Annotated in this window: 21 protein-coding genes, 2 pseudogenes and 1 riboswitch; of the genes and pseudogenes, 8 read left to right on the plus strand and 15 right to left on the minus strand. The window is 39.0% G+C overall.

Going from position 1 to position 24,559, the window contains the following annotated elements; all coding sequences use genetic code 11:
- Together ACIQVU_RS18805 and ACIQVU_RS18810 are read right to left on the minus strand one after the other, a co-directional pair.
- Positions 1–225 (minus strand): annotated as a pseudogene (locus ACIQVU_RS18805) (hypothetical protein); the annotation flags it as partial.
- Positions 226–1,862: 1,637 nt separating this feature from the next.
- A complete protein-coding gene (locus tag ACIQVU_RS18810) occupies positions 1,863–2,858 on the minus strand; it encodes a tyrosine-type recombinase/integrase (protein ID WP_402896746.1) in 996 nt (331 codons plus the stop codon).
- A gap of 262 nt (positions 2,859–3,120) precedes the next feature.
- Between ACIQVU_RS18810 and ACIQVU_RS18815 the strand changes: the two genes are divergently transcribed.
- Complete coding sequence (locus tag ACIQVU_RS18815; protein ID WP_402896748.1) at positions 3,121–4,725, plus strand: ABC-F family ATP-binding cassette domain-containing protein; 1,605 nt, start codon at positions 3,121–3,123, stop codon at positions 4,723–4,725.
- Between the two features lie 47 nt (positions 4,726–4,772).
- Here ACIQVU_RS18815 and ACIQVU_RS18820 read toward each other — a convergent pair.
- Positions 4,773–5,446 (minus strand): annotated as a pseudogene (locus ACIQVU_RS18820) (amidohydrolase family protein).
- Positions 5,447–5,525: 79 nt separating this feature from the next.
- The gene (locus tag ACIQVU_RS18825; RefSeq protein WP_340805786.1) at positions 5,526–5,996 is read right to left on the minus strand and encodes a DinB family protein; all 471 of its coding nucleotides are present in this window, start codon (positions 5,994–5,996) and stop codon (positions 5,526–5,528) included.
- Between the two features lie 172 nt (positions 5,997–6,168).
- On the opposite strand from ACIQVU_RS18825, the gene ACIQVU_RS18830 reads away from it, so the two are divergent.
- The 3 genes from ACIQVU_RS18830 (at position 6,169) to ACIQVU_RS18840 (ending at position 8,461) form a co-directional block, all read left to right on the plus strand.
- Positions 6,169–6,798, plus strand: a complete 630-nt coding sequence (locus ACIQVU_RS18830; RefSeq protein WP_340805785.1) for a hypothetical protein — start codon at positions 6,169–6,171, stop codon at positions 6,796–6,798.
- 59 nt (positions 6,799–6,857) lie between these two features.
- The gene (locus tag ACIQVU_RS18835; protein WP_402896751.1) at positions 6,858–7,682 is read left to right on the plus strand and encodes a S1C family serine protease; all 825 of its coding nucleotides are present in this window, start codon (positions 6,858–6,860) and stop codon (positions 7,680–7,682) included.
- 116 nt (positions 7,683–7,798) lie between these two features.
- Positions 7,799–8,461, plus strand: a complete 663-nt coding sequence (locus ACIQVU_RS18840; RefSeq protein WP_402896753.1) for a GAP family protein — start codon at positions 7,799–7,801, stop codon at positions 8,459–8,461.
- Between the two features lie 71 nt (positions 8,462–8,532).
- Here the strand turns inward: ACIQVU_RS18840 and ACIQVU_RS18845 are convergent, their stop codons facing one another.
- Both ACIQVU_RS18845 and ACIQVU_RS18850 read right to left on the minus strand, forming a co-directional pair.
- Complete coding sequence (locus ACIQVU_RS18845) at positions 8,533–8,733, minus strand: cold-shock protein (protein WP_004230088.1); 201 nt, start codon at positions 8,731–8,733, stop codon at positions 8,533–8,535.
- A 223-nt stretch (positions 8,734–8,956) separates the two neighbouring features.
- Positions 8,957–9,277 (minus strand): DUF1033 family protein, encoded by a 321-nt coding sequence (locus ACIQVU_RS18850; RefSeq protein ID WP_340805756.1) that lies wholly within the window; start codon positions 9,275–9,277, stop codon positions 8,957–8,959.
- A gap of 88 nt (positions 9,278–9,365) precedes the next feature.
- On the opposite strand from ACIQVU_RS18850, the gene ACIQVU_RS18855 reads away from it, so the two are divergent.
- From ACIQVU_RS18855 to ACIQVU_RS18870, 4 genes are all read left to right on the plus strand, one after another.
- The gene (locus ACIQVU_RS18855) at positions 9,366–11,093 is read left to right on the plus strand and encodes a methyl-accepting chemotaxis protein (protein ID WP_340805754.1); all 1,728 of its coding nucleotides are present in this window, start codon (positions 9,366–9,368) and stop codon (positions 11,091–11,093) included.
- Positions 11,094–11,137: 44 nt separating this feature from the next.
- Positions 11,138–11,419, plus strand: a complete 282-nt coding sequence (locus ACIQVU_RS18860; protein ID WP_340805753.1) for an acylphosphatase — start codon at positions 11,138–11,140, stop codon at positions 11,417–11,419.
- Positions 11,420–11,627: 208 nt separating this feature from the next.
- A complete protein-coding gene (locus ACIQVU_RS18865; RefSeq protein ID WP_340805751.1) occupies positions 11,628–12,278 on the plus strand; it encodes a 5-bromo-4-chloroindolyl phosphate hydrolysis family protein in 651 nt (216 codons plus the stop codon).
- Positions 12,275–13,333 (plus strand): toxic anion resistance protein, encoded by a 1,059-nt coding sequence (locus ACIQVU_RS18870; protein WP_340805750.1) that lies wholly within the window; start codon positions 12,275–12,277, stop codon positions 13,331–13,333. The genes ACIQVU_RS18865 and ACIQVU_RS18870 overlap by 4 nt, the downstream gene beginning before the upstream one ends.
- Positions 13,334–13,384: 51 nt before the next feature.
- On the opposite strand, the gene ACIQVU_RS18875 is transcribed toward ACIQVU_RS18870, so the two are convergent.
- From ACIQVU_RS18875 to ACIQVU_RS18915, 9 genes are all read right to left on the minus strand, one after another.
- Positions 13,385–13,582 (minus strand): DUF6501 family protein, encoded by a 198-nt coding sequence (locus ACIQVU_RS18875; RefSeq protein ID WP_340805748.1) that lies wholly within the window; start codon positions 13,580–13,582, stop codon positions 13,385–13,387.
- Between the two features lie 319 nt (positions 13,583–13,901).
- On the minus strand, positions 13,902–14,654 hold the full coding sequence (locus ACIQVU_RS18880; RefSeq protein ID WP_340805747.1) for an SDR family NAD(P)-dependent oxidoreductase: 753 nt from the start codon (positions 14,652–14,654) through the stop codon (positions 13,902–13,904).
- A 104-nt stretch (positions 14,655–14,758) separates the two neighbouring features.
- Positions 14,759–15,490 (minus strand): amino acid ABC transporter ATP-binding protein, encoded by a 732-nt coding sequence (locus tag ACIQVU_RS18885; protein WP_402896758.1) that lies wholly within the window; start codon positions 15,488–15,490, stop codon positions 14,759–14,761.
- A 12-nt stretch (positions 15,491–15,502) separates the two neighbouring features.
- Entirely contained in the window at positions 15,503–16,228 is a 726-nt protein-coding gene (locus ACIQVU_RS18890) for an amino acid ABC transporter permease (protein ID WP_340805745.1), read from the minus strand.
- A gap of 136 nt (positions 16,229–16,364) precedes the next feature.
- On the minus strand, positions 16,365–17,228 hold the full coding sequence (locus ACIQVU_RS18895; RefSeq protein ID WP_340805743.1) for a transporter substrate-binding domain-containing protein: 864 nt from the start codon (positions 17,226–17,228) through the stop codon (positions 16,365–16,367).
- Between the two features lie 118 nt (positions 17,229–17,346).
- Positions 17,347–17,533, minus strand: a riboswitch (Lysine riboswitch).
- A 349-nt stretch (positions 17,534–17,882) separates the two neighbouring features.
- Positions 17,883–19,118 (minus strand): 2-oxoglutarate dehydrogenase complex dihydrolipoyllysine-residue succinyltransferase, encoded by a 1,236-nt coding sequence (gene odhB, locus ACIQVU_RS18900; RefSeq protein ID WP_340805741.1) that lies wholly within the window; start codon positions 19,116–19,118, stop codon positions 17,883–17,885.
- A gap of 93 nt (positions 19,119–19,211) precedes the next feature.
- Entirely contained in the window at positions 19,212–22,037 is a 2,826-nt protein-coding gene (locus ACIQVU_RS18905; RefSeq protein WP_340805739.1) for a 2-oxoglutarate dehydrogenase E1 component, read from the minus strand.
- Positions 22,038–22,269: 232 nt separating this feature from the next.
- Positions 22,270–23,655, minus strand: a complete 1,386-nt coding sequence (locus ACIQVU_RS18910) for a sensor histidine kinase (protein WP_402896761.1) — start codon at positions 23,653–23,655, stop codon at positions 22,270–22,272.
- The gene (locus ACIQVU_RS18915; RefSeq protein ID WP_340805737.1) at positions 23,652–24,326 is read right to left on the minus strand and encodes a response regulator transcription factor; all 675 of its coding nucleotides are present in this window, start codon (positions 24,324–24,326) and stop codon (positions 23,652–23,654) included. Before ACIQVU_RS18915 ends, ACIQVU_RS18910 begins: the two co-directional genes overlap by 4 nt.
- Between the last annotated feature and the right edge of the window lie 233 nt (positions 24,327–24,559).

Here is a 24,559-nt window from a genome sequence, read left to right on the forward strand (position 1 = left end):
TGTTAAATCAAATAAACCGACAAAATGAGATAATCCTTCCGCATTTAATGTTGCAATAAGATTATTCTTTTCTGCTTGGACTTGCTGTTCTTCTAATCGCTCAAGTAACTTCTGATTTTCTTCTTGCATCTTAGCAACTCGTTCTTCGAGGGATTCTGTTTCCTCCGAACCTTCTGCATCTACTTTTTCGACTTCCTCTTGCATTACTTCTACTTCCTCTTGCATTACTTCGCCTTCTTTCTTTTTAAGTTTTTATATGTAAAATCACACTAGCATACATTTTAAGATAGCTAGCGTAATCGTACAGACGTTTTAAATATAATCTAATAGTATTTATCATTTTAATGCTAAACACGCTTAAATCAATTCGTATGAATTAAATTTTAAGTTAAATATTTGCTTAAAAAAATAGAGAGTAGAAATAAATCTACCCTCTAAATTAAAGGAAATTGCCAAATGGCTTAGACAATTAAAAGCATAATAAAAACACTCAATCTATAAGATCAAGTGCTTTATTTTATACTCTCTATCATATATACGATTTGTCATCGACTCTTGAAACCGTTGGGAGAGTAAGTCTAGATGATAACTTCAGCTTTTGGACATTCTACTTTTCGCATTATTCATTATTATCATCCTTTTTATCCTTGTAAATTTCATATTGACATATGTTCAACTTGTATCCACTGTGATAAATACCATACAACTACTTCACACTTCGTTTTCTTTTCATATATGTAATTAGACGCATAATCTCGAACACTTAGAGCGAGTAAGGTTTAAGCGTTTGTTAGCTTGTCTACTTTTTAGATTTGACAAATGTTCAACTTGTATCCACTGTGATAAATACCATTTAGAATGATAACTTCTTAACATTTTAACCCTTCCTATAGGGAACTCTCGAAATGCTAATATATCAACGTTTAACGGTAATTTTGCCGAGATTTTCGTGCAAAAATGGATGTTTTTTGTTCCTTTAACGAATATTCTTGAAAAACGCTAACAAACGTTGATATGACGCTGTTTGTAGCACATCATACTCTTTCAAATATGACTACATTGTTGGTGTATCAATGGTTTGTAGTGTTTCTATTTCGAACGTTTTTTCTTATCTTATTCATTCTCTCTTTATCCACTGTGATAAATAAGAGTTAGATCAATTTGCTAGCCAGTTTTATATTTAATTAATTCCAATTGATTTAAGACGTCATATATTCTCTCCATACAATTTACCTAGTTACTCTATAACTCTAGTATATTTAATTGCTATCAATGTAATTTAACGCTTGACAACTGAACCCCATTACACCAGAATGGCTGATGCTCTAGGAAATATTCGCAAAGTTGTTACCTACTATCTAAAACTCTAAATTGAGTAAAAGATAATAAGTAACTACCAATTACACCGTCATGTCGTGTCTGAGGTTTCTGTATCGTCTTGTTTTGTAGAAAGTTTTCACTTTTCATAATCTCATAACATTACAGTCCATTATGTGCTATTTGCAATTGATTCTAGCGTGATTATGATTACCCATGCCGTAACATGCCTGTAATCCCCCTAGCCGTTAATAGTCGCTCTCACTATTTCAGATACACTCTAAACAAGAAAAGAGTTGTGCAGTATCCTAGTCGTTTTTTTGCAATGGTACGACAAACCTGACCAGTGTCTTTAACGTCTGTTAGTGGGCAACCAAGACGGAACGAACCTATTTTTGAGAATAGGAAACTAGACCTTTGCATTTTAACTTTTTTTGAAGTAAAATGAAGGCATATAATCGCTCATATTTAGTTGTATTGGTTACTGCTAAATGAGTTGGAGGGTTAGTGCTGGAACACTTTCCCTCTTTTTATTTTGCTTAAAATCATAAATATTTACGTAAAGTATCCGCTACTTCATCAACATTTACTTCTAGGTAACGCTCGGTAACTACTAAGGAACTATGCCCCAAAGCCTTACTTATAACCGCTATATTTACCCCTTTTCGATTTAAATTCGTTGCATAAGTTCTTCGAATATTGTGTGGTTTTACTGATTTAAGACCATATTTTTTAGCGTAATGATAAAGACGTTTAGATATTGCGTTATTATGAGCATAGGAATTTAAAGTTGATTTTCCTGATTTCGTGATAAACACGTAGTCATTCTTCTCTTTGTAACGTTTTCGTACTTCTTCATTTTGTTGAATTAATCTTTTTAATAATGCTAACAATTCATCATCCAGTGGTAACTTTAAAACCCTGTGATTCTTCATTATATCTCCCGAAAGCACTAGCATTTTTTCACTAAAATGAATATGCTTTTCTTTTAAACTTGCCAAGGTATTTATTCTGATCCCTGTTCTATAAAGTAAAAGTACAACAACCAAATCCCTAAAACCTATGAAGCTGGTTGCATCAATTACTGATAACAAAATCTCTAATTCCTTTTCTTGTGCTGCTTGTTTGACTTTTTTATCAACTTTAATTTTAATGTCCTTCCAAAATTTATTACCTTTAATCCAACCATTATCATAAAACCTTGTTAAAACTGCCGATACAAATCTAAATCTGTTTGCTTGAGTTACTTTATCTAAATGATTAAGTGATTCTAACCAATCCATGAATCCTTCTTTATTGATATCATCTACTGTTTTAAGATTTAAAAACTCAACGTATTTCTGCATAGTGTGATTGTATACAAGCAAAGTTTTGTGTCTTAGTCCTTGTAATTTCATCTGTTGATTTACTATTTCAATGGCTTGTTCAATTAAAATAGAATCAGTTTTTTGAATGGTATCCTTTTGTTCAGATAATGAGGGTTTTAAATTTGGCTTGAAAACAACATCATCCATTCTCAATTCCTTTACTTTTCTAGGCATGAGACATCTCCCCTTTGTGGAAAATTAAAAGGTAATAAATTAGGGATAAATTTATTTTATTTACTTACCTGTTTTTCTCCCTACAAACGATTAAATACACACATAATAACCGTTCATATTTTTCCAATTTCACCCTCAACTCTCTTGTTTCGCTTAAGCATCCTTCTTTCACCGACTATAAACCTTGATTTAATAATGTTTATAGACGCTGGAACATCTTTCATGCTATACTAGAGCCATTGTGAAAAAAGGAGGAACTTGCATGATTCAAGTTAGTAATGTAGGTCTTCGCTATGGCGATCGTAAACTATTTGAAGACGTAAATATAAAATTCACACCGGGAAATTGCTACGGTTTAATTGGGGCAAATGGTGCCGGGAAATCCACATTTTTAAAAATCCTTTCTGGTGAAATTGAGGCACAGGAAGGTCATGTATCGATGGGCAAGGATGAGCGTCTATCTGTCCTAAAGCAAAACCACTTTGAATACGATGAGCATACAGTGCTTGATACAGTTATTATGGGGAATAAGCGTCTGTATGATGTAAAAACAGAAAAAGATGCCATCTATGCAAAGGAAGATTTCTCAGATGAGGATGGTATGCGTGCAGCAGAGCTAGAAGGCGAATTTGCAGAGCTAAACGGTTGGGAAGCGGACTCAGAGGCTGCAACATTATTAAATGGCTTAGGTATTACAGATGACCTGCATTATATGCTAATGGGTGATCTTGAAGGCTCTGATAAAGTCAAAGTATTACTGGCACAGGCATTATTCGGTCAGCCTGACGTACTATTGCTTGACGAGCCTACCAACCACCTTGACTTAAAAGCGATTCAATGGTTAGAGGAATTCCTCATTAACTTTGAGAACACAGTTATTGTGGTATCCCATGACCGCCACTTCTTAAATAAAGTATGTACACATATTGCGGATTTGGACTTCTCTAAAATTCAATTATATGTGGGGAACTATGATTTCTGGTATGAATCTTCTCAATTAGCACAAAAAATGGCACAAGACCAAAACGCGAAAAAAGAAGAGAAAATTAAAGAGCTACAAGCATTTATCGCCCGCTTCTCTGCGAATGCTTCTAAATCGAAGCAAGCAACATCTCGTAAAAAAATGCTGGATAAAATTGAGCTGGATGATATTAAGCCATCAAGCCGTAAATATCCATTTATCAACTTCCAAATCGGACGTGAAATCGGGAATGATGTGCTAACAGTGGACGGCTTAACTGCGAGTCATGAAGGCGAAACACTATTTAAGGATATTCGCTTCTCGATGAACAAAGAGGATAAAATCGTGTTACTTGGTAGCCCGCTAGCGAAGACAGCCCTTCTTGATATTTTAATGGAAGAAAAGGAAGCGGATGCTGGTACATTTAAGTGGGGTGTCACAACATCTCGCAGCTACTTCGAAAACGACCATGATAAATACTTTGAAGGCTCTGAAAAAACATTGGTGGAATGGCTACGTCAATACTCACCAGAAGATGAAACAGAAAGCTTCTTACGCGGCTTCCTAGGACGTATGCTATTCTCTGGTGAAGAAGTGAAAAAATCCCCTGCTGTATTATCAGGGGGCGAAAAGGTACGCTGTATGCTATCGAAAATGATGCTTGCAACAGCGAACGTTATTTTACTTGATGAGCCAACAAACCATCTTGACCTTGAATCCATTCAAGCATTGAATGAAGGCTTAATTCGCTTTAAAGGTGCGATGATTTTCACATCCCATGACCATCAGTTTATCCAAACAATTGCTAACCGTGTCATTGAAATCCGTGAAGATGGCTCCATTTTAGATAAGCAACTAACATATGATGAATTTTTAGAATGGAAAGATAGCCAAGGCTTAAGCTAATGGCTATCACAAATCCTCTGCCAACAATTTTTAGGCAGAGGATTTTTTCACTTAAAATACCATTGCATAGCATTTAGATAGAGTATTTTCGCAGCAGCCTGTTCAGCAAATAGCTGCTGAATCAATGCGATATCTGTCACATCAAAAGGTCTTTTTGCTCTTGTTGATGGCAAATCAGTGCCAAACATAAGCGCATCTGGATTGATCGCCTCAATAGATGTTAGAGCATTTTTCACATCTAGCGCTACACGCCCAAAGCCTTGACACGCACCCCTTTGTCCACTAGCTTTAATAAATGCGGAAGCCCTTCTTCCGATAGCCCTAAATGGTCAATCGATATAGCAGGCAATTTTTCAAGCGTTGCTGCAATTTCAGGTAATGCTTTAGCGTCTATATACAGCTCACGATGCCAGCCAACTAAATCGTACACCCTTCTTGCAAAGCTAGCTAGCTTCGATAAATCTTCTGAGCCATCTCGTTGAATATTAAAGCGTAATGCATGCACCCCATTGCTATGTAAATGAAGGATTTCATCATCCGTCACGCTATAAGGCAATTGCGTCACCCCACCAAATGCAGGACCAAGCTGCTGTAAGGCTTTTAATAAATAATGTTGCTCAAAGCCTTGAAAAGACCCTGATACAATGGTATCAAGTTGCGTTGTTTCCGTTTGATAAACCTCCACTACATAGCTTGGTGGTGTATAGCCTTGATTTTCAATAAATAGTTAAAATAATGATTTCTCACCGTTATACCATAAAAAAAGCAGCAAATCTACGGCTGATTTGCTGCATCCACTATTATTGCATTTCCTTTGTTGGTCCCATAACACCTGGTACTGGTAAGCCTGCTTGACGCAGTAATACCGTCATTTGCCCACGGTGGTGTGTTTGGTGATCCACTAATACGCGTAATAAAGCACCCTTTGGCATTGGTCTAGTAAAGCCCGTTACTTCCTCTAGTAAATCTTGATCAGATAGCTTTGCTACCTCTTCCTTAATGGCATTGGCTACCTTTTCATAGGCAGTTACAATCTCAGCAGCCGTTGCTGGCACTGGGTCTTCCTGACGAATGGATGGAACCTTTAAGCCTGCAAGATAACTAAAGTAACCTGCTGCGCCTACTAAATGCCAGCCAAGCCAGCCAAGTGTACTATGCCCTTCTACAATACTTTGTCCAAGCTTATCATCTGTCATTGCCTGTAATACTTGTAATGTCCCTTGTGCAGCATTTGACCATTCATGAACAAAATCATCTACTTGTCGATACATCCTGTAACCCCCTATTTTTTAACTTCCATTCTATCATAGTGAATTTTTATAGCTGTGACAAGTTTTTCAACTAATAGTTTACATAATAATATTACTAGTATTATTAACATATTATTCGTCTAATGCACATTATTTACGTATACTAAAAGAAAAGAGCGAAGGGGTTTGTTGTATGAAACGTACTATACTAGTTCTTTCTCTTGCTACATTATTTGCTGGCTGTACAGCAGAGCCTGTTGTACCAGTCACTACGCCTACGGTAGAAGACAAAACACCCGCTCAACAAGAGCAAGGAGCTTTGCGATCCTTTTTCCCACCAGATGGGTCTACTGCTTATTTTCAAGGGGAAGGCAATGAATTCGCAGGCTATACATTGCGTACAACCTTTCTAGATGCCGAGCATATTGCACAGCTAGAGGATAATGGTGGTGTTGTTCTCTTAAAAATCTACCGCATTACAAATACAACGATTGACCTTGTCTTCCAAGAGCCTGTTGATAGTGAGCCAGCATTGCCAAGTGCAGCAGAGGCGGCTGCTTACCCTGTGCTCGAAACAATTCTTCAGCAGCCATTACAGGTGGGCACAAGCTTTCAAGGCTGGACAATTGAATCGACAAACGCTACGGTTGATACAGGGACAACAGTCTATCACGATGTTATCCAGCTAACACGCTTAGAGGATGGCATGACGACAACCAAATTTTTTGTAGCAGGCATCGGTCTTATTCGCACAGAGCATACGATGCAAACAGCAGAAGATGAGCCATTTGTCGTCACATCAACCTTACAAAAAATAGAATAGTATTGTTAGAAACAGGCGTCCAGCTTGGGCGTCTGCTGTTGTCGTGAAGGGGGGATTCAATGAGCAAGCAACAGCCATCACCAACAGAGCAGGAAGAATTAACAGAAGAGGAATTCATTGAGCTTGTACTGGCTGAGCAGCAAAAAGCATTGGCACAAGAGCACCAAGAACGACTTGCTGGGCAACAGCCACGACAGCAACGACCGCTTATTCGCTGGATCGTTTGGGCGATGGCATTGGTGTTAGTTTTTAATACGTTTGCCTTAATTTTTCAAATTTACTCCATTCCTGCTATTGAATTTATTCAAGTATCGACACGCCTATCGAGCGAAGAGCATATTCAAACCTATAAAAAGGCAGTTGTGGAAGTTTCTGCAGGAACAAGTAAAGGTACTGGATTTGCCATTTCCGCTGATGGCTTAATTGTTACGAATGCCCATGTTGTTGAGGATGCCACTACGCTTGCGGTTGTCTTTCCTGAGGAGGGCTTGATGGAGGCAGCACTTCTGCAAAGCTACCCAGAGGTTGATTTAGCCTTATTGCAGGTGGAGGCAGAGCAGCTCCCTCACCTACCGCTTGCTGATAATCCAATATTTCAGCCTGATGAGCATATTACCTTTATTGGCAATCCGCTTTACTTTACAGGTATTGCAAATGAAGGAACATTGCTAACATCCATTCAATTGGAGGGATGGCAGGAGCCTGTTATGATGCTACAAGCACCTGTTTATCGTGGCAATAGTGGTAGCCCTGTGATCAATGAGCAAGGAGAGGTCATTGGCATTGTTTTCGCTACAATGAAGCATGATAGCTATGGACGTGTAGGATTATTTGTCCCTGTGCAGCAGCTTCATTCTATTCAATCAGAGCACGTCTACCCATAAACCTGTGATAAACAGGTTTAACTATTAGTTTACATAATAATATTATTGTTAGAAAAATAATGAAACATTCTGTATGTTTAATCGTATATAAGGCTATGAAGGGAGGCTTTTGAGCAGTGGCTCTATGGATGTCTTTAGGTGGATTCGCATTATTAGATACATTAAGCCCTACCATTATTGGCGTAACAATATATTTGATACTAGCTGATCGTAACAATCGCATTGTCCGATTAGGAGCATATTTATTAACCGTTGTCATTCTGTATTTTTTATTAGGAGTTATGCTAATGTTTGGCTTCGATTATATCGTGGGAGCATTTGCAAGCTTTTTTCAAAGTCAATTCTTTCGATGGGTTCTTTTCATTATAGGAGTGGGCTTATTTATCGGCAGCTACTATGTGCCTGCCAAGAAGAATGCTTTGCCGACACCGCAAACGCAGGGGCTATTGTCTATGGTGCTTGTAGGGATAATGACATTTTTTATGGAAGCAGGAACCGCATTTCCTTATTTTGCGGCTATTGGCTTAGTCACCACAATGGATATTTCCCTCCTCTATCGTCTGCTTATTATTGCCGTCTATAATCTAATCATGATTGCGCCTGCCCTTCTTCTCTTTGCTGGGTATTCGTTCATGGGCAAATATATGCACACAGCCTTGGTAAAGCTGCGGGATAAGCTATCCACTAGCACGCATTCCACCCTGTCTTGGATGATGTGTATTGTTGGAGTGATCATTGTGTTGTATGCAATAGATGGCTTAACGATTACGATTCCATAGCAGTATGAAAAAAGACACTCTATATGCATAGAGTGTCTATGTTTAACGAAAGTAATTTTAATTGTTATGAATTAAAGTTTAGTTACGTTAGCAGCTTGTGGTCCGCGGTTGCCATCTACAACTTCGAATTCCACTTTTTGACCTTCGTCAAGAGTTTTGAAACCTTCGCCTTGGATAGCTGAGAAGTGTACGAATACGTCGTTTTCACCTTCAACTTCGATAAATCCAAAACCTTTTTCTGAGTTAAACCATTTTACTGTACCTTGTTTCATTTAAGAAAACCTCCAAAAAATAAAAGTGAACAATATGTAATTTCTTCAGCGAATGAAAAAAATTCACATATTACAAAGAGTACCGAACTAACGCGATCACTTTTTGTAATATGTGAATTCATGTTTCCGGTGAAGCAATTAAATTGTTAACCTAAGTATAACCGCTATTCATAATTTTGTCAAATAAAGAAAAGAGCTTTTTTACGTTTTTTTCGAAATTATTTTACAGCACTTCTCGCTTACAAGCAATAATGCCATGATAAACCTGTGCATCATCATCACAAGCCTCACAGTAAAAGCTTTCATCCTCTGACCAAAAAGCCCAATACTGCCCCTCCTTTGTAGCCTCATGCTGATAAATGGAGCGAAAGTGCGCTAATTTTTGTTGTAAGGCAAGCTCAAATAGCTCCTTTGTTTCAAATGTATCCTGTGTTTGAATAAACGCTTCCCAGCCTTCAAATTTCCACCAAGGCTCATAGTCTGCTTTCATGTAAATAATTGTATACATATTTGTCCATTCCTTGCTGTCATAAGATATGTTCATTTTAGCAAAGCCATCTGAAATGTCTATTAAAACCACCTGTATTATGCTATTATTACCTTATTATACATACTATTGGGAGGTATTTTTTATGTTTTCAAGCATTCGTCCTAAGGCAGAGCTAGATGAGTTACTTAAACGCGGCACAGATTTACATGCAACAGGTCGATTTCACCAAACATTAACATTCAATCATTTTCAATCAGAGGATGAGGCACATCTCAAAGCACTCTATGACAAGCTAAAAGATATTTCACCTTCTATGAATGCCATTTTTCAGCAGTATTTACGTGAGATATCCCCTACCTCTCAAATAACGATTCGTGAAGAGCAGATTGAACGATATTTATCACAGTTTTTCCTTGCAACACGTGATGATGCTTATGTGGATGAAACGATTAAGTTTTTTAATTTACTGCGTCAGCATCGATATCAACCAGGGCAATTAATCGTTGTCTTTAATCAATTTGCATTTTATATTACTACATATATTTTACACAATTTCGGCCTCAAGCCAAACAAAGCCTTTCAATATATGAAATCCTTCCAGGCCGCTGTCAATGTCGATCAGGAATTGCTTGTGGAGGTATTAACAGAGCGTATTATTGAAAACGTTGTCAGTGAAATATCCTCTTTAATGGATGTAAATGCAAAAATTATGTATATGAAGGATTTAGTATTTAGCTTAGATAAGCAGCATGAGGAAATTCAATCCTCTACGGCTGCCACAGAGGAAATTGCCGCTTCAATTAATGAAGTCGCACGCATGTCCTCACATATATCCGAAAAAACAACGGAATCTGTTGATTATGCAACAAAGGGGAAAAATGCGATTGAGCATGCCTTATCGGAAATCTTTAAAACAGAAGAAACGTTTGCCTCGATTGTACAATCATTTTCAGAATTGCAAAAACGGGTAAATGATATTGAGCAGGTTGTTACATTAATTAATCAAATTGCTGACCAAACAAATTTGCTTGCCTTAAATGCCTCGATTGAAGCGGCACGTGCGGGTGAGCATGGCAAGGGCTTTGCGGTTGTTGCACAGGAGGTACGAAAGCTCGCTGAAAGCACGGTTTCTGCGCTAAGTGAAGTATCGTCAAATGTCCATCATTTAAAAAGCTATTCCAATGATGTAGCCAGCTCTATTACAGATACAACTACCATTATTAAAGAAGCAACGATTGAGGCAAAGGATTCATTACCATTATTAAACGCGATTGTTGAGGCAATTGAGCGTATTAATCTGGATGTCACAAATACAGCAGCCATCTCGCAGGAGCAGGCAGCCGCAATTGATGAAGTATCTACAAGAATGATTGAAATTTCAAACTTGCAGGAAGAGATACGTGACTATAGTCATCAAACCTCAAATGATATTCATTTATTAGGGCAGGAAATTAATCGCTTCCGCAATGATATTATTACCAATAACAATGTCCAGCTATCATCGATTGCTCTGCTACAATTATCAAAGGCAGATCATATTTTATGGAAGTGGCGCATTTATAATATGTTCCTTGGCTTGGAGCATGTTGAACCAAGCGATGTTTCCTCTCATCGAGATTGTCGTCTTGGTAAATGGTATACAGCTCCTCGCACAGTCGAGCGCTTTGGTCATTTACAGGATTACCGTGAATTAGATAGCTATCATTTACAAGTACATGAATCAGCGAAGCTTGCAGCAGAGGCTCATAAAGCGGGCAATATCGAACAGGCTGAGGTTCATTTAACAGAGATTAACAAAGCATCTGAGCAAGTTCTTTATTATATTAATAACTTAATTGCCTATGTGGAAAAAGATCGTGTGATGCAATAACTGGAGAGGTCATCCCCTCTCCCACATTCGTAGGAGGTATTCGCTTGAATAAACGAGCAAAAATTAAATTTTTTGGCGATGTGTATGGAACAGGCTATCGTTTCTTTATTAAACAAAAAGCGATTGAATTAGGCTTAAAGGGCTATTGTAAGCTAAATGATGCAGACCAAATTGAGGTAGAGGTGGAAGGCTCCGAAAAAGCTATCAATGAATTCCTGCTTTTTGTACAAAAAGGTGTAAGCCCACAAGCCGATTCCAATTCATTTTCACTAGAGCTATACGATGATTTAAAAGGATATGTACGCATGGAGTCAGACATTGTTTAGTCTGGCTCTTTTTTAGGTTACGCAATGCTTGGAAATTTTGCTTGATCACAGGGCTCTATGGCGAAACTGCGTATTTTAAGTTGGTTATCATTGAGAAAGTTAGCGATTCGCAGTAAAATTTATGTAAGGTTTCTTTTTTCAATGAAACTTTCTGTCGATTATTTCGTATAAGAAGATAGGTATATTGAAAAGCAAGGAGGAAGGAACAATGCTTAGTGTTGGACAGTTTTTTTCTAGACATGCTGCTAGCTTCTTTATTTCGCTCACAACTGTTTCTATCGCAACCATTGCGGCAAATCCTGGATTCTTCCTTGGTGGTTTACTGTTTGGGGGTTCATATGCGACGAGTACAGCATTGTTGAAATATAGACAAAAAAGAAAAGTCATGCAACTAGCAGGTATCACAAAAGAAGAATACAAACATATTGAAACACAGCTATCAACAGCTAATAAGCAAATTCAAACATTAAGTCAAAACTATTTACGTGTCCGCTCTGTTGCAGCCTTTAAGCAACTGCTCGAAATGACACGTATCTCGAAAAATATTGTGAAAATCGTCAAAACTGATCCACGGAAGTTTTATAATGTTGAGCAATTTTTCTATGCACACTTACCTTCTGCTGTCGAGCTAACAGAGAAATATACAATGCTATCAAAGCAGCCTGTGAAGGATAAGGATATTCAATTAACATTATCGAAAACGCGTGAAACGTTAACCGATTTAAACGATACGATTCAAATCGATTTAAAGGATGCGCTTGCCAATGATATTGACCATCTCCAAATGGAAATTGAATTTGCCAATCGCTCCAACCTTAGACGCAGAGAACAATTGGACTGGCGAGGCGATGAAAAATGACAGCAAATAATCATGCATTTCAGCTCCATACAATACCCGGTCTTTCTCCGCTCGTGCAATCCTACTTAGAAGCGGCTCCACAGCAAGAGGCGATGGCGACATATGAAACGCTATCGCCTCTTGCACAAAGTCGTGCATTGCTCTATGCAAGCCAAATTGACCTGACTGATTTTGAATCATTGCTATCGCTCGGTCAGGATTCACAGCGAGCCCTCTCTCAATTTGCAGATCGTATGCTTGCACAGGTCAAGCAAAAGGATGTCACGAAAATTGGACAAATGCTTGATTCACTTATGCAAACATTAGACCGCGTAGACCCAACAGCCTTGGAGCCGAAGAAGCAAACCTTTTTGAAAAAAATCTTTGGCAAAACAGAGCCAACTGTGAAGCAAACATTAACAGAATTTGAGCGTATTAGTATACAGGTGGAGCGTATTGGGGTGCAGCTAGAACGTGCTCAGCTTCAGCTTATGAAAGATGTTGAAAATTTAGAAGCTCTTTATGCACATAATCGGGGATTTTTTGAGGAGCTCGCAACAGCCATTGTAGCTGGTCAAATGAAAAAGCAGCAGGCTATTGAGGAGGAGCTACCCGCAAAGGTAGCAAGCGTCCAAGCTACAAAGCAGCCATTAGCCATTCAACAGCTCAATGACTTTGCCGCACAGATCGAACGGCTGGATCAGCGCATTTATGATTTACAGGTGTCACAGCAAGTAGCACTTCAAACAGCTCCGCAAATTCGTATGATTCAACAGGCAAATCAAACATTGGCTGAAAAAATAGAGTTTTCCATTGTTACGTTAATTCCACTATGGAAAAATCAGCTTGCAATGATGCTCTCGATGCATATGGATCAGCACTATGCACAGCTAGAGGAACGCTTATCCCGCGCACAAGATCGCTTTGCAAGCTCTTCGTTTGAGCAGCAAGTATCAAAGTTTAAGGAAACGCAGCAGGAGCTACAAACAGCCATTAAGGATGTTTTTGCGCTACATACGGCAACAGAGCAGGAAAAACAGCAATTGCAGGATGTAGCAAATGCTCGCAAGCTCTAGCAGCAGCTAAAAAGGGTGGCTCAGTCATGTTCTGAACCACCCTACGCTTATTTATTCAAAATAATCTTTATAATAGCCACCGATTTTACCTGTATTATCGATGATAAAAATGAACTCCTCTGTTTCATTTTTCACTTCGTATTGTTTTCCTACTGTTAATACGTTGGATACTAAGTATTTGGATGCATTTGTATGTTTACAAGTTACTGTTCGTAATGTTGGCGCATCTTTCCATTTTAAATGTAACATATTCTCTCTCTACCTCTCTTTACTAGCGCAAAGCTAATGTCTATTGCTTATTTTATAATATTTTTGAGGCTTTGTGGAGAAAAAAGCTGTAGAAGACCTACTGAATTCAAAAAACTTTTAATAATTGAGGTGTTAATATGAGCTTTGGCGGTGTACCACAATGGTTTTTTATTATTGCCGTAGCATTTGCCATCTGCTTTGTTCTTTATGCAGAGTGGAATTCGAGAAAATAGTGATTTTGCTGAGTGATGATAAAAAAATAGAAGAGTCTTGCTATATTTTATTGAAGCAAGGCTTTTTCCCTATTCAAATCCAGCATTTATCGTCCACCGCTCACAGTAATAATTTCTCCAAGGATATAATTGGAAGCATCGCAGGAAAGAAAGGCAATGACCTCTGCTATTTCCATAGGTGTTGCAGCCCGATTAATCGGTACAGATGAAACCATACGCTCAAGTCGATTATCACCAGGCGCAAATTTATGATGAAAAGGTGTTTCTACCATTCCCGGTGCTACCCCATTTACGATAATTCCATATTGAATTAGCTCTCTAGACATGCCAATTGTCATTGTATTGATTGCTCCTTTAGCAGATGCATAGTGAATACTTTCACCTGCTCCGCCAATACGTGCAGCCGCTGAAGATATATTAATAATTTTTCCGCTTTTTTTCGGAATCATATATTTTAATACAGCTTGTGAGCATAGGAGAACACTCTTGACATTTAATATGAACGTTTCTTCCCATAGCTCTTCACACATATCCATAAATGTGCTTTGGCGAATGCCACCACCTGCGTTATTTACTAGCACGTCAATTGTGCCAAATGTAGCAATAGCTTGTTCAACCATTGCGTTCACTTCTTCTTTCTTCCTAACATCTGCTTGAATGGCAAGGGCATGTCCATCTTTTTCTTGAATACGTTGAGCGGCTTCCATCGCACCCTTTACATTTGAATGATAATTAATAATAACCTTAGCCCCTTTAGATGCCATTAGCTCAGCTGTGGCAAGTCCAATACCCGAACTTGCGCCTGTGATAAGAATAACCTTTCCCGATAAATTAGACATCGCTTCCCTCCTAACAATGTGTAATGACGTTTCTTATTCGGTCTGCTAGAAAAACGCTAAAATCCGCTTCACCTTCCACAGAAAGCTACACGGATTTACACGTTTTATTTTAATGTACGTTTTAAAAACTCTTTTGTACGCTCATGCTGCGGATTGACTAATACTTGTTGAGGAGGACCCTCCTCAACAATCACGCCTTTATCCATAAAGACAACACGATCTGCCACTTCTTTCGCAAACTCCATCTCGTGCGTGACAATCAACATCGTATTCCCCTCATTGGCAAGCTGACGCATGACCTTTAACACTTCCCCAACCATTTCAGGGTCAAGGGCTGATGTAGGCTCATCAAACAGCATCACATCAGGGTTCATTGATAAGGCACGTGCAATCGCTACACGCTGTTTTTGTCCACCTGATAGCTGGCGAGGCTTGGCATTGACATATTGATCCATGCCAACGATTTTTAAATATTTCAGCGCGATTTCCTCTGCATCCTTTTTAGAGCGCTTTAGTACCTTCATTTGTCCTACTGTACAGTTACTTAACACATTGTGGTTATTAAATAAATTAAATTGCTGAAACACCATTCCTAAATGTGTACGATATTCATCGATATTATGCTTGTCATTGAGGATATCCTCCCCTTTATAAATAATCTGACCACCACTTGGCGTTTCTAATAAATTAATGCAGCGCAGCAATGTTGATTTACCAGAGCCAGAGGAGCCGATTAAACAGACAACCTCACCCTTTTCCACTTGAAAATTCACATCTTTTAACACTTGGTTACGTCCAAATGATTTACTTAAATGCTCGATTTTAATGACTGTCATTTGTGCGCCCCCCTATACAGCTTCCTTTTGTTCTTTTTGATAGGCATCAGGCCCATCCAAACGTTTTTCAACATAGAGCAGAATGCGCGATGCGGTAAATGTCATGATGAAATAAAGCACACATGCCACAAAGAATGACTCAAAATAACGGAAGTTGTTGCCCGCAATTGATTTTGTTTGGAAGAATAGCTCCGTTACACCAATAACATTTAATACGGCTGTATCTTTAATATTCATAATTAATTGGTTGCCTGTTGCTGGCAGTATATTGCGTGCAACTTGTGGCAATACCACATGGAACATGATTTTAACATGGTTCATCCCAATCGCTGATGCCGCCTCATATTGACCTTTATCGATGGACACAATTCCACCACGTACAATTTCTGCCATATAAGCACCTGTATTCAGCGACACAACGACAATCCCCGCTGTAATAAAGTGCATATCAATGCCAAATGCAATATCTAATCCGTAGTAAACAACCATTGCTTGTACAATCATTGGTGTACCACGGAAAAATTCAACATAGCATGTTAGTATAAAATTAATAAGCTTTAAGCTATAAAATTTCACACCTTTTTTACGAACAGGAATCGTATGCATAATTCCGATGAAAAATCCGATAAATGCACCAATAATTGTACTAATAATCGAAATCAGTAACGTATAATACGCACCTCGTAAAAACATTTGCCAGTTGTTTTCAATAATTGAAAGTATCCATTCAAGACTCATGAAGCTCCTCCTCACAATATCATGTTGCCTGTGTAGTTCTATGTTTACTAGCATCGTATCATTATGTAGAGAGGTTCTCATTTTAATAATGATGAAATAATCATGCACGGACTAGCAACTAGCCCGTGCAATGTTATTATTGTGCTGCTGGTTGTTGGGCAATTGCCTCTTCCATAATTTGTTGACGCTCATCTTCTGAAATACCCTTTAAAATTTCATTGATTTTCTCAAGATTTGCATCATCTTTACGTAAGCCTACAGCAATAGATGTGTTAGAAAGGTCTGTATCAAAGCCTTGACCTTCTTCAAATGAAACATATGTGAATTTATCGTTCGCCGCTGCTGCTGAGATACCTTCTGGACGCTCGGCTACATAGCCGTCAATTTTGCCAGCCTCTAATGCCACACGCATTGCTGGGAAGTTTTCCATCGCTGTTTGCTTTTCTACACCGTCAATTTGATCGATTACATCATAGTTCGATGTATTTAATTGTGATGTAATTTTCGCGCCTGAGAAATCTTGAATCGATGTTGCCTTTTCAAATTCGCTGCCTTTTTTCACAACGATGACAAAATCAGATGTGTAATAGTTTTCTGTAAAATCAATTGTTTTCTTACGCTCTGCTGTTGGTGACATACCTGCGATAATGGCATCAATTTTATTGGATTGTAATGCTGGTACTAGTCCATCCCATTCTAATTTCACAATCACTAGCTCTTTGCCTAAGCCTTCAGCGATTTTTTTCGCCATTTGTACATCATAGCCGCCTGCATATTCTGCATTATCGGCAATTTTTACTGCGCCATTGGCATCACCCTGCTGTGTCCAGTTAAAAGGTGGATAACCAGCCTCCATGCCAATACGGAATTCACCGCCACTTTCTTCTGTGTCGCCTTCAGCATCGCCTGTGCTACCTTCATTTTTGTCGCTTGTGCCACATGCCGCTAGCACAATTGCCGTCATGATCGACAGCATTACTAACAACCATTTTCTTTTCATAAAAAACGCCCCTTTTCTGTCAAAAAATAAAACAACTGTATGAAAAAAGACCTAAGTTTCTGAACTTAGGTCTTGCCTTTTATAACAGTTGCCCAAATCCTCACTATACTTTCCATATTTCCGAGATAGCACAACCTAGTAAACCTGGAAAGCAATTTACTAGGACAGTCCTGCACTTATTCACTGCAGACCCAGCATAAAAGTACGAGCTCCTTTTATACTTCGGCGATAGTTCCTTCTTCACTGTGTCCTCGCTTGCTTATACTCAACAATGAACTAATAAATATCGCGCCTCTACCTCACCTATTGATACGAGTGAGGTTTGTCTATTTAATTGATACTTAGATACTACTATATAATGAATAGATTCGTCAAGCTCATTTTATCACTTTTCTGACTAATGACAATATTAGGGGATTATACTTGCTCTATCCATTGTCAAGCATGCTATTTTAACAATAAACACACTATATTCAACAAATATTTATTATAAAACAATTATTTATATGTAAAAAGATAGAGAGAGGTAATTTCTTTATAGAGCATAGACGGCAGAGCTTTGTCTGTAAAAACAGAAAAGGGCTGTCTGGAAAGATCACTCTTTTCAGACAGCCCTTGGCTAAAATCCTGCAGTGGTTGCAAAGGAGGTTATAATTATGAATTTAATAATAAGTCTTCAGGGTTCTCGATTAATTCTTTTACTGTTTTTAAGAAGCCTACTGAATCTTTACCATCAATAATACGATGGTCATATGATAATGCCACGTACATCATTGGACGGATTTCGATCTCGTTGTTCACTACTACTGGGCGTTGAACAATTGAGTGCATACCTAAAATACCAGCTTGTGTACCGTTCATAATTGGTGTTGACATTAATGAACCGAATACACCACCATTAGTAATCGTGAATGAACCGCCTGCCATGTCGTTTAAGCCTAATTTTTTGTCGCGTGCTTTTTTCGCTAACTCTGCGATATCCTTTTCGATTTCTGCAAAGTTTTTGCTGTTTGCATCACGTACAACTGGTACAACTAAGCCTTCTTCTGTTGATACAGCGATACCGATATCGAAGAAATTGTTTAAGTGAATTTCGTCACCATTGATTTGTGCATTTACATAAGGGTATTTTTTAAGTGCTGCTACAACCGCTTTTGTGAAGAATGACATAAAGCCTAATTTAATGTCGTTATCTTTCACAAATTGCTCTTGCTTGCGTTTACGTAATGCCATAATGTTTGTCATGTCAATTTCGTTGAATGTTGTTAACATTGCTGTTGATTGCTTTACTTCTAATAAGCGTTTGGCAATTGTTTGACGACGACGAGACATTTTTTCGATTGTTACACGGTTTGTTTCTTCTGCTGGTGCAAATACAACAGGACCGTTTGTAGTAGTGATTGGTGCTGCTACAGCAGGAGCTGCTGGTGCTGTACCATGTGCTGCTACATCTTGTACACGTACACGACCTTGTGGGTCTACTGGAGATACCGCTGAAAGGTCAATACCTTTTTCACGTGCTAGCTTACGTGCTGCTGGTGATGCAATCACACGCTCGTTAGATGCTTCTTCTACTACTGGAGCTGCCGCTGCTGGCGTTGGTGCTGCTTGTGCTTCAGTTGGAGCCGCTGCTGCTGGTGCAGGTGCTGCGCCTTCGCCTGCTTCTACTACTGCGATAACTTGACCAACTAATACAGTATCGCCTTCTTCAGCTAAAATTTGTGTTAATACACCTGCTTCTTCAGAAATGATTTCAGCGTTTACTTTATCTGTTTCAAGTTCAACGATGAATTCACCTTTTTCAACGCGATCGCCCACTTTTTTTACCCATTGTGCGATACTACCTTCTGTAATCGATTCTGCTAATTCAGGGACTTTAATTTCAGCCACTTTTATTTCCTCCTTTGATTAACGTGCCTTATGCACATAAAAGGGCTACTGCTCTAGGCAAGTAGCCCAGCTGTCAAAAATTGATCTGTGATGTTATTTAACCTTTACTGGCTCAGCAACTGCCGCTTCAATAACGGCTGCTTGTGCTGCTTTATGGGAATCTGCATCGCCTTCAGAAGTAGAGCTCATTGCAGGACGTCCTACATAACGAAGCTGTTTACCTGCTGAAAGTTCATGTAATGTTTCGAGTGCATAATTCCATGTACCTTGGTTTTTAGGTTCTTCTTGTACCCATACGATTTCCTTCACATTAGGATACTTAGCAATAATACCAGCAACTTGCTCTTTTGGGAATGGGTAAAGTTGTTCCACACGAATAATGTGTAGGTGGTCGAAGCCTTCCCCGTCCTTCACGCGTTCTGCTAAGTCGATCATTACTTTACCTGTACCTAAAACAATGCGCTCTACAGCCTCTGGTTTTGTTCCTAAGCCTGGCTGTTCAATTACTTCTTGGAATGAGCCATTTGCTAATTGCTCAGCACTAGCTGCAGCTAATGGATGGCGCAGTAATGATTTTGGTGATACAACCACAAGTGGACGTACCCCTTCTGTGCCTAATAATGCTGCTTGGCGGCGCAATAAGTGGTAGTAGTTTCCTGCATTTGAGCAGTTTGCTACAAACCAGTTATTTTCCGCTGACATTTGTAAATAACGTTCCATACGGCTTGATGAGTGCTCTGGACCTTGGCCTTCATACCCATGTGGTAATAAAATAACTAGACCAGACTTTTGACCCCATTTCGCACGTGCCCCTGAAATAAAGTTATCAAACATCACTTGAGCCATGTTCGCGAAGTCACCGAATTGTGCTTCCCACACTGTTAGCACATGGTTGTTTTCTAAGTTATAGCCATATTCAAAGCCAACTACACCCGCTTCAGTTAACGGTGAGTTATACACTGAGAATGATGCATTTGCACCTGAAATATGATGCAGTGGTGTAAAGACATTGCCATTGTTTTTATCGTGTAATACTAAGTGGCGTTGTGAGAATGTACCACGCTGTGCATCCTGACCAGTAAAGCGCACTGGTGTGCCATCTTGAATAATTGTTGCATATGCTAATGTTTCTGCATGTCCCCAATCGATTTTAGCAGAAGCAAAAGTATCACGACGTTTTTCTAAAATTTTGCCGAGCTTTTTCTGTGGTTCGAAGTTGTCTTCAAACACTAAAAGCTCTTCATTAATTTTTTCTAAACGCTCTGCTCCTACCGCTGTATCCAGTTGTGGGAACTCTATTTTTAGTTCTTCTGGCATTTCTAATGGGTCGTGTGCATCTTTTGCAGCCATTTCTTTCACATGGTCATATGCAGCTTGCATTTCAGCATAAACGGCTGTATCTAATGCAGCAACCTCTTCAGCTGATACAAGACCTTCTGCTACTAATTGCTGACCATATAATGCACGTACTGTTTCATGCTTCGCAACCAATTTATATGTTTCTGGGTTTGTTACTGTTGGATCATCTGTTTCATTATGACCATGACGACGATAGCCAATTAAGTCAACTACGATATCTTTACCGAATTTTTGACGGTAGCTAGCGGCAAAGCGACCAACAAGGACAACTGCCTCTGGGCTATCTGCATTGACATGGACAACTGGTACTTCGTAGCCTTTTGCTGGGTCAGAAGAATAAATAGATGAACGTGAGTCTTGCTGTTCTGTTGTGAAACCAATCATATTGTTGGCAATAATATGGATTGTCCCACCTGTTGTAAAGCCTTCTGTTTTCGCAAAGTTTAATACTTCTGTTACAATCCCTTGACCTGGGAATGCCGCATCACCATGCACAAGAATACCTAAGCCCTTTGTACGGTCATGAGTAGCTTGACCTGGTTTTGACGTATCATCCTGTGTAGCACGTGTAGCCCCAAGTACCACTGGATTCCCAACCTCTAAGTGTGATGGGTTATAAGCAAGCTTCACATTCATCCCTGATTCACGTTGATAAGACGCACCCATGTGATACTTTACATCACCTGTCCAGCCTTTTGTAATAGCAAGGCGGCCATGCTCTGGCATAAATAAATCATTGGAAACATGTGCAAAATCAGCGAACATCATATCATATGGTTTATTTAAAATATGTGTTAAGACATTTAAACGACCACGGTGTGCCATCCCAATGCGAACATTTTCGACATTATCTGCCTCTACAGTTTTTAAAATTTCATCAAATAGAACGATTTGCGTATCTAAGCCCTCACCAGAGAAACGCTTTTGTCCTACAAATGTCTTATGAATAAATTTTTCAAAATTTTCAACATGTGTTAAACGATCTAATAGTGCTTTTTTCTCATCAGCTGTTAATGCTTGCTGGAAAGCACCTGATTCAATTTGTGCTTGAATCCATTCACGCTCTTCTGTTGCTGTTACATGACTATATTCAAAAGCTACTTTATCTGTATATACAGCTTTTAAATAGTCGATTGCATCCTTACCATTTTTCACGTTTGCTGGCACATCTTTGAAGAAGATTGCTGCAGGAATGGCTGCTAAATCGGCAGCGCTTAAGTTGAACGCACTTTCTTCGATTGGAGCTGTTTGCAGTTCACGATTTTTCAGCGGATAAATATCTGCTGCTAAATGCCCTTGTGAACGAATTGCTTTTGCTAATTTGACAGCGGCTAACACTTTTTTATAATCGCCAGCAGGAGCCGCTGCTGTATGACTAGCTACAGCTACTTCACCTTCCACTACTACTGGTGCACCAAATTGTTGAAATAAAGAAACTAACTCTGGTTCTACTTCTTCAGGAGCCTGTAAGAATAAGTCGTATTGCTCCATCACATATCCTAAGTTAGGACCAGAGAAAGCTGACCATGGAGAACTTACAGTTGTAACGTTGTTCGACATGAAAAATGACCTCCAAATTTTGCCTTTTGGCAGTTGCATTAATTAAATTGCAATTAATTATATAATATTTCACTGTTCTTTAAAAGGTTGTTGTTCATTGTTTTTCCATAATTTAAAGAACATTTTTTCCACTTCAATCTTACTACTCTTCACAAAAAATACAACTCTTTTTAGCAAATTAAGCAATTTTTTTCGCGAAGGATAGAATTCCGAAATAAAGCATAGATTTTTCTTAATATTTTAGCGGAATTTTTAATGAGAAAACGGTTCCAACATTTACTTCACTCTTGACTTCTACTGAGGCATTATACTTTTCAAGCAACATCTTCGAAATACTCAGCCCTAAGCCTGTCCCACCAATTTGCCGATTTCGGGCTTCATCCACTCGGTAAAAACGATCAAAGATAAATGGGATATTCTCTTCTGCTATTCCTATACCATTATCCGCAATTTCTAAACACGCATAATTACCAGCCATTGACAGCGAAAGCTGAATCTCAGGTATTTTTTCACAATAACGAATTGCGTTCTCAATGATATTGCGAATGATTTGACTAAGTGCATTTTCCGTTATAAATAATGGACCGATTTCGTCCTTTTTCGACAGCGTCATGCGCGCCTTTGGGTATAGCAATGCCATCTCCTCAATGACTGCCTCAATAACGGCTGGCGCATCTGCTGCACTTGCCTCATCCTTTTCTTCTCGCCGTGCCAGCTCTAATAATTCCTCTATCATTTTACGCATACGAGCAATTTCTGTCAGCGAAGTATCAATGGATTCCTCTAATATAGCTGGATCATTCTTCCCCCAGCGCTTTAACAAGGATAGATGCCCTTCAATCGCTTGAATCGGCGTGCGTAGCTCGTGGGAAGCATCTGCCACAAATTGCTGCTGCTGTGTAAAGGAAATTTGCAGCTCATTCATCATCGCATTATACATTTTCAATAAATCGCCTATTTCATCATGTGATGTATAGGTTAATTGAATGGGCTCCTTAAAGCCTTGATCCATCACTGTTTTCATAGAGGCACGCAAGGCATGGAGCGGCTTCATTAAGTAATTAGCAAGGTAATAGCCAATCGAGCCTGATACAATCAATGCCCCTAGCCCTGCGATCAGCATGGCTGTCAGCAAATAATGCATCAGCGATTGAAAGCTTGTTAATGGATGAATCACCTGAATATAGCCCTGGAAAAAGCCGAGCTGGATCGGTTCATTCACCACAAGAGCATCCTGCTTATCAATGGTCATCTCCACTATTTCCTGCATGGTAGTTAATGGTGCAGCAGAGGATGCATTGTTAATACGCAATATTTCAACGCCATCTCTATTAAACATTCTGACCGTTTCATCGCGATCAACAATGGATTCTAGCAAGCCTGTATTTTGTTGGATTTGCTGAATTGTAATATTCGGACCTTGAGATTCTAAAAAAGAGCTAATGTCCTTACTTGTGCGTATGACTTTACTCTCCTCCTCATGTAACAGCCATGTATGAAGGAACACATAGACAACAACACAAATAATCGTATAGCTAATAAAAATGACGCTGCTTGATGTAAGCATCCATTTCTTTTGCAATGATTGGCGACGCAAATAGTTTTTTAAGCTTGTCATTCGCGCATCACGTACCCAACCCCACGAACGGTTTCAATATAGGCATTCATATCACCTGGCAGCTTTGTGCGTAAATGTCTGATATAGACGTCTACTACATTTGTTTCAATATCTGTGTCATAGCCCCACACAGAGGTTAAAATTTGCTCACGTGTACACACCCGATTCTTATGCTCAATTAATAGTTTGAGTAAATCATATTCTGTCTTTGTTAGGTCAAGTTTATTCCCCTGTACAAAAACTTCATAGGCGGCTGTATCCATGTGAATATCACGGAAATGCAAGGATTCACCAGTGGATGGCTCTGGTGTTACACGGCGTAAAATTGTACGGATGCGAGCCAGCAGCTCCTCGATAGCAAAAGGCTTCACGATATAGTCATCCGCTCCTGCGTCTAAGCCTGCCACACGATCCATCACAGCATCTCTTGCAGTTAATAGCAAAATCGGCACTTGTGATTGTGTGCGAATACGCCGACAAATTTCAATGCCATTAAGCCCCGGCAACATCACATCGAGTAGCAGTACATCGAAGCTTTTAGCCGTTGCCAAGGCAAGCCCCTCACGACCATCATAGGCAACAGTGACCTCATAGCCCTCATGCTGCAATTCTAGCTCCACAAAGCGCGCAATATGTTTTTCATCTTCGACCAATAATATTTTTTTAGGCATCTGATCACCTTCTATTTCAAAATAATATCCTCTTATTGTTATAGCATATTATGAAATAAAAAGTCCGTTATGCGATTGTTAAAATAGAACAATATAAAAAGTCTGCCTTGCAAGACAGACTTTTAGTGAATTTCTGAAATATATATACGGTGAAAGAAAATTAGAGTTTCAAGCACAGCCTATTCACCGTATTTTCAGGTGTTTGATTAATCATTTGGATAAAGCCTTGGACA

It is taken from the genome of Lysinibacillus sp. NPDC098008 (assembly GCF_044760715.1).
Classification (GTDB): domain Bacteria; phylum Bacillota; class Bacilli; order Bacillales_A; family Planococcaceae; genus Lysinibacillus.

What these genes read in the sequence shown, in the direction of transcription:
- ACIQVU_RS18810 (WP_402896746.1), bottom strand. Translation starts at nt 2,858, where the DNA reads ATGCCTAGAAAAGTAAAGGAATTGAGAATGGATGATGTTGTTTTCAAG.
- ACIQVU_RS18815 (WP_402896748.1), top strand. Translation starts at nt 3,121, where the DNA reads ATGATTCAAGTTAGTAATGTAGGTCTTCGCTATGGCGATCGTAAACTA.
- ACIQVU_RS18825 (WP_340805786.1), bottom strand. Translation starts at nt 5,996, where the DNA reads ATGTATCGACAAGTAGATGATTTTGTTCATGAATGGTCAAATGCTGCA.
- ACIQVU_RS18830 (WP_340805785.1), top strand. Translation starts at nt 6,169, where the DNA reads ATGAAACGTACTATACTAGTTCTTTCTCTTGCTACATTATTTGCTGGC.
- ACIQVU_RS18835 (WP_402896751.1), top strand. Translation starts at nt 6,858, where the DNA reads ATGAGCAAGCAACAGCCATCACCAACAGAGCAGGAAGAATTAACAGAA.
- ACIQVU_RS18845 (WP_004230088.1), bottom strand. Translation starts at nt 8,733, where the DNA reads ATGAAACAAGGTACAGTAAAATGGTTTAACTCAGAAAAAGGTTTTGGA.
- ACIQVU_RS18850 (WP_340805756.1), bottom strand. Translation starts at nt 9,277, where the DNA reads ATGAACATATCTTATGACAGCAAGGAATGGACAAATATGTATACAATT.
- ACIQVU_RS18855 (WP_340805754.1), top strand. Translation starts at nt 9,366, where the DNA reads ATGTTTTCAAGCATTCGTCCTAAGGCAGAGCTAGATGAGTTACTTAAA.
- ACIQVU_RS18865 (WP_340805751.1), top strand. Translation starts at nt 11,628, where the DNA reads ATGCTTAGTGTTGGACAGTTTTTTTCTAGACATGCTGCTAGCTTCTTT.
- ACIQVU_RS18870 (WP_340805750.1), top strand. Translation starts at nt 12,275, where the DNA reads ATGACAGCAAATAATCATGCATTTCAGCTCCATACAATACCCGGTCTT.
- ACIQVU_RS18875 (WP_340805748.1), bottom strand. Translation starts at nt 13,582, where the DNA reads ATGTTACATTTAAAATGGAAAGATGCGCCAACATTACGAACAGTAACT.
- ACIQVU_RS18880 (WP_340805747.1), bottom strand. Translation starts at nt 14,654, where the DNA reads ATGTCTAATTTATCGGGAAAGGTTATTCTTATCACAGGCGCAAGTTCG.
- ACIQVU_RS18885 (WP_402896758.1), bottom strand. Translation starts at nt 15,490, where the DNA reads ATGACAGTCATTAAAATCGAGCATTTAAGTAAATCATTTGGACGTAAC.
- ACIQVU_RS18890 (WP_340805745.1), bottom strand. Translation starts at nt 16,228, where the DNA reads ATGAGTCTTGAATGGATACTTTCAATTATTGAAAACAACTGGCAAATG.
- ACIQVU_RS18895 (WP_340805743.1), bottom strand. Translation starts at nt 17,228, where the DNA reads ATGAAAAGAAAATGGTTGTTAGTAATGCTGTCGATCATGACGGCAATT.
- ACIQVU_RS18905 (WP_340805739.1), bottom strand. Translation starts at nt 22,037, where the DNA reads ATGTCGAACAACGTTACAACTGTAAGTTCTCCATGGTCAGCTTTCTCT.
- ACIQVU_RS18910 (WP_402896761.1), bottom strand. Translation starts at nt 23,655, where the DNA reads ATGACAAGCTTAAAAAACTATTTGCGTCGCCAATCATTGCAAAAGAAA.
- ACIQVU_RS18915 (WP_340805737.1), bottom strand. Translation starts at nt 24,326, where the DNA reads ATGCCTAAAAAAATATTATTGGTCGAAGATGAAAAACATATTGCGCGC.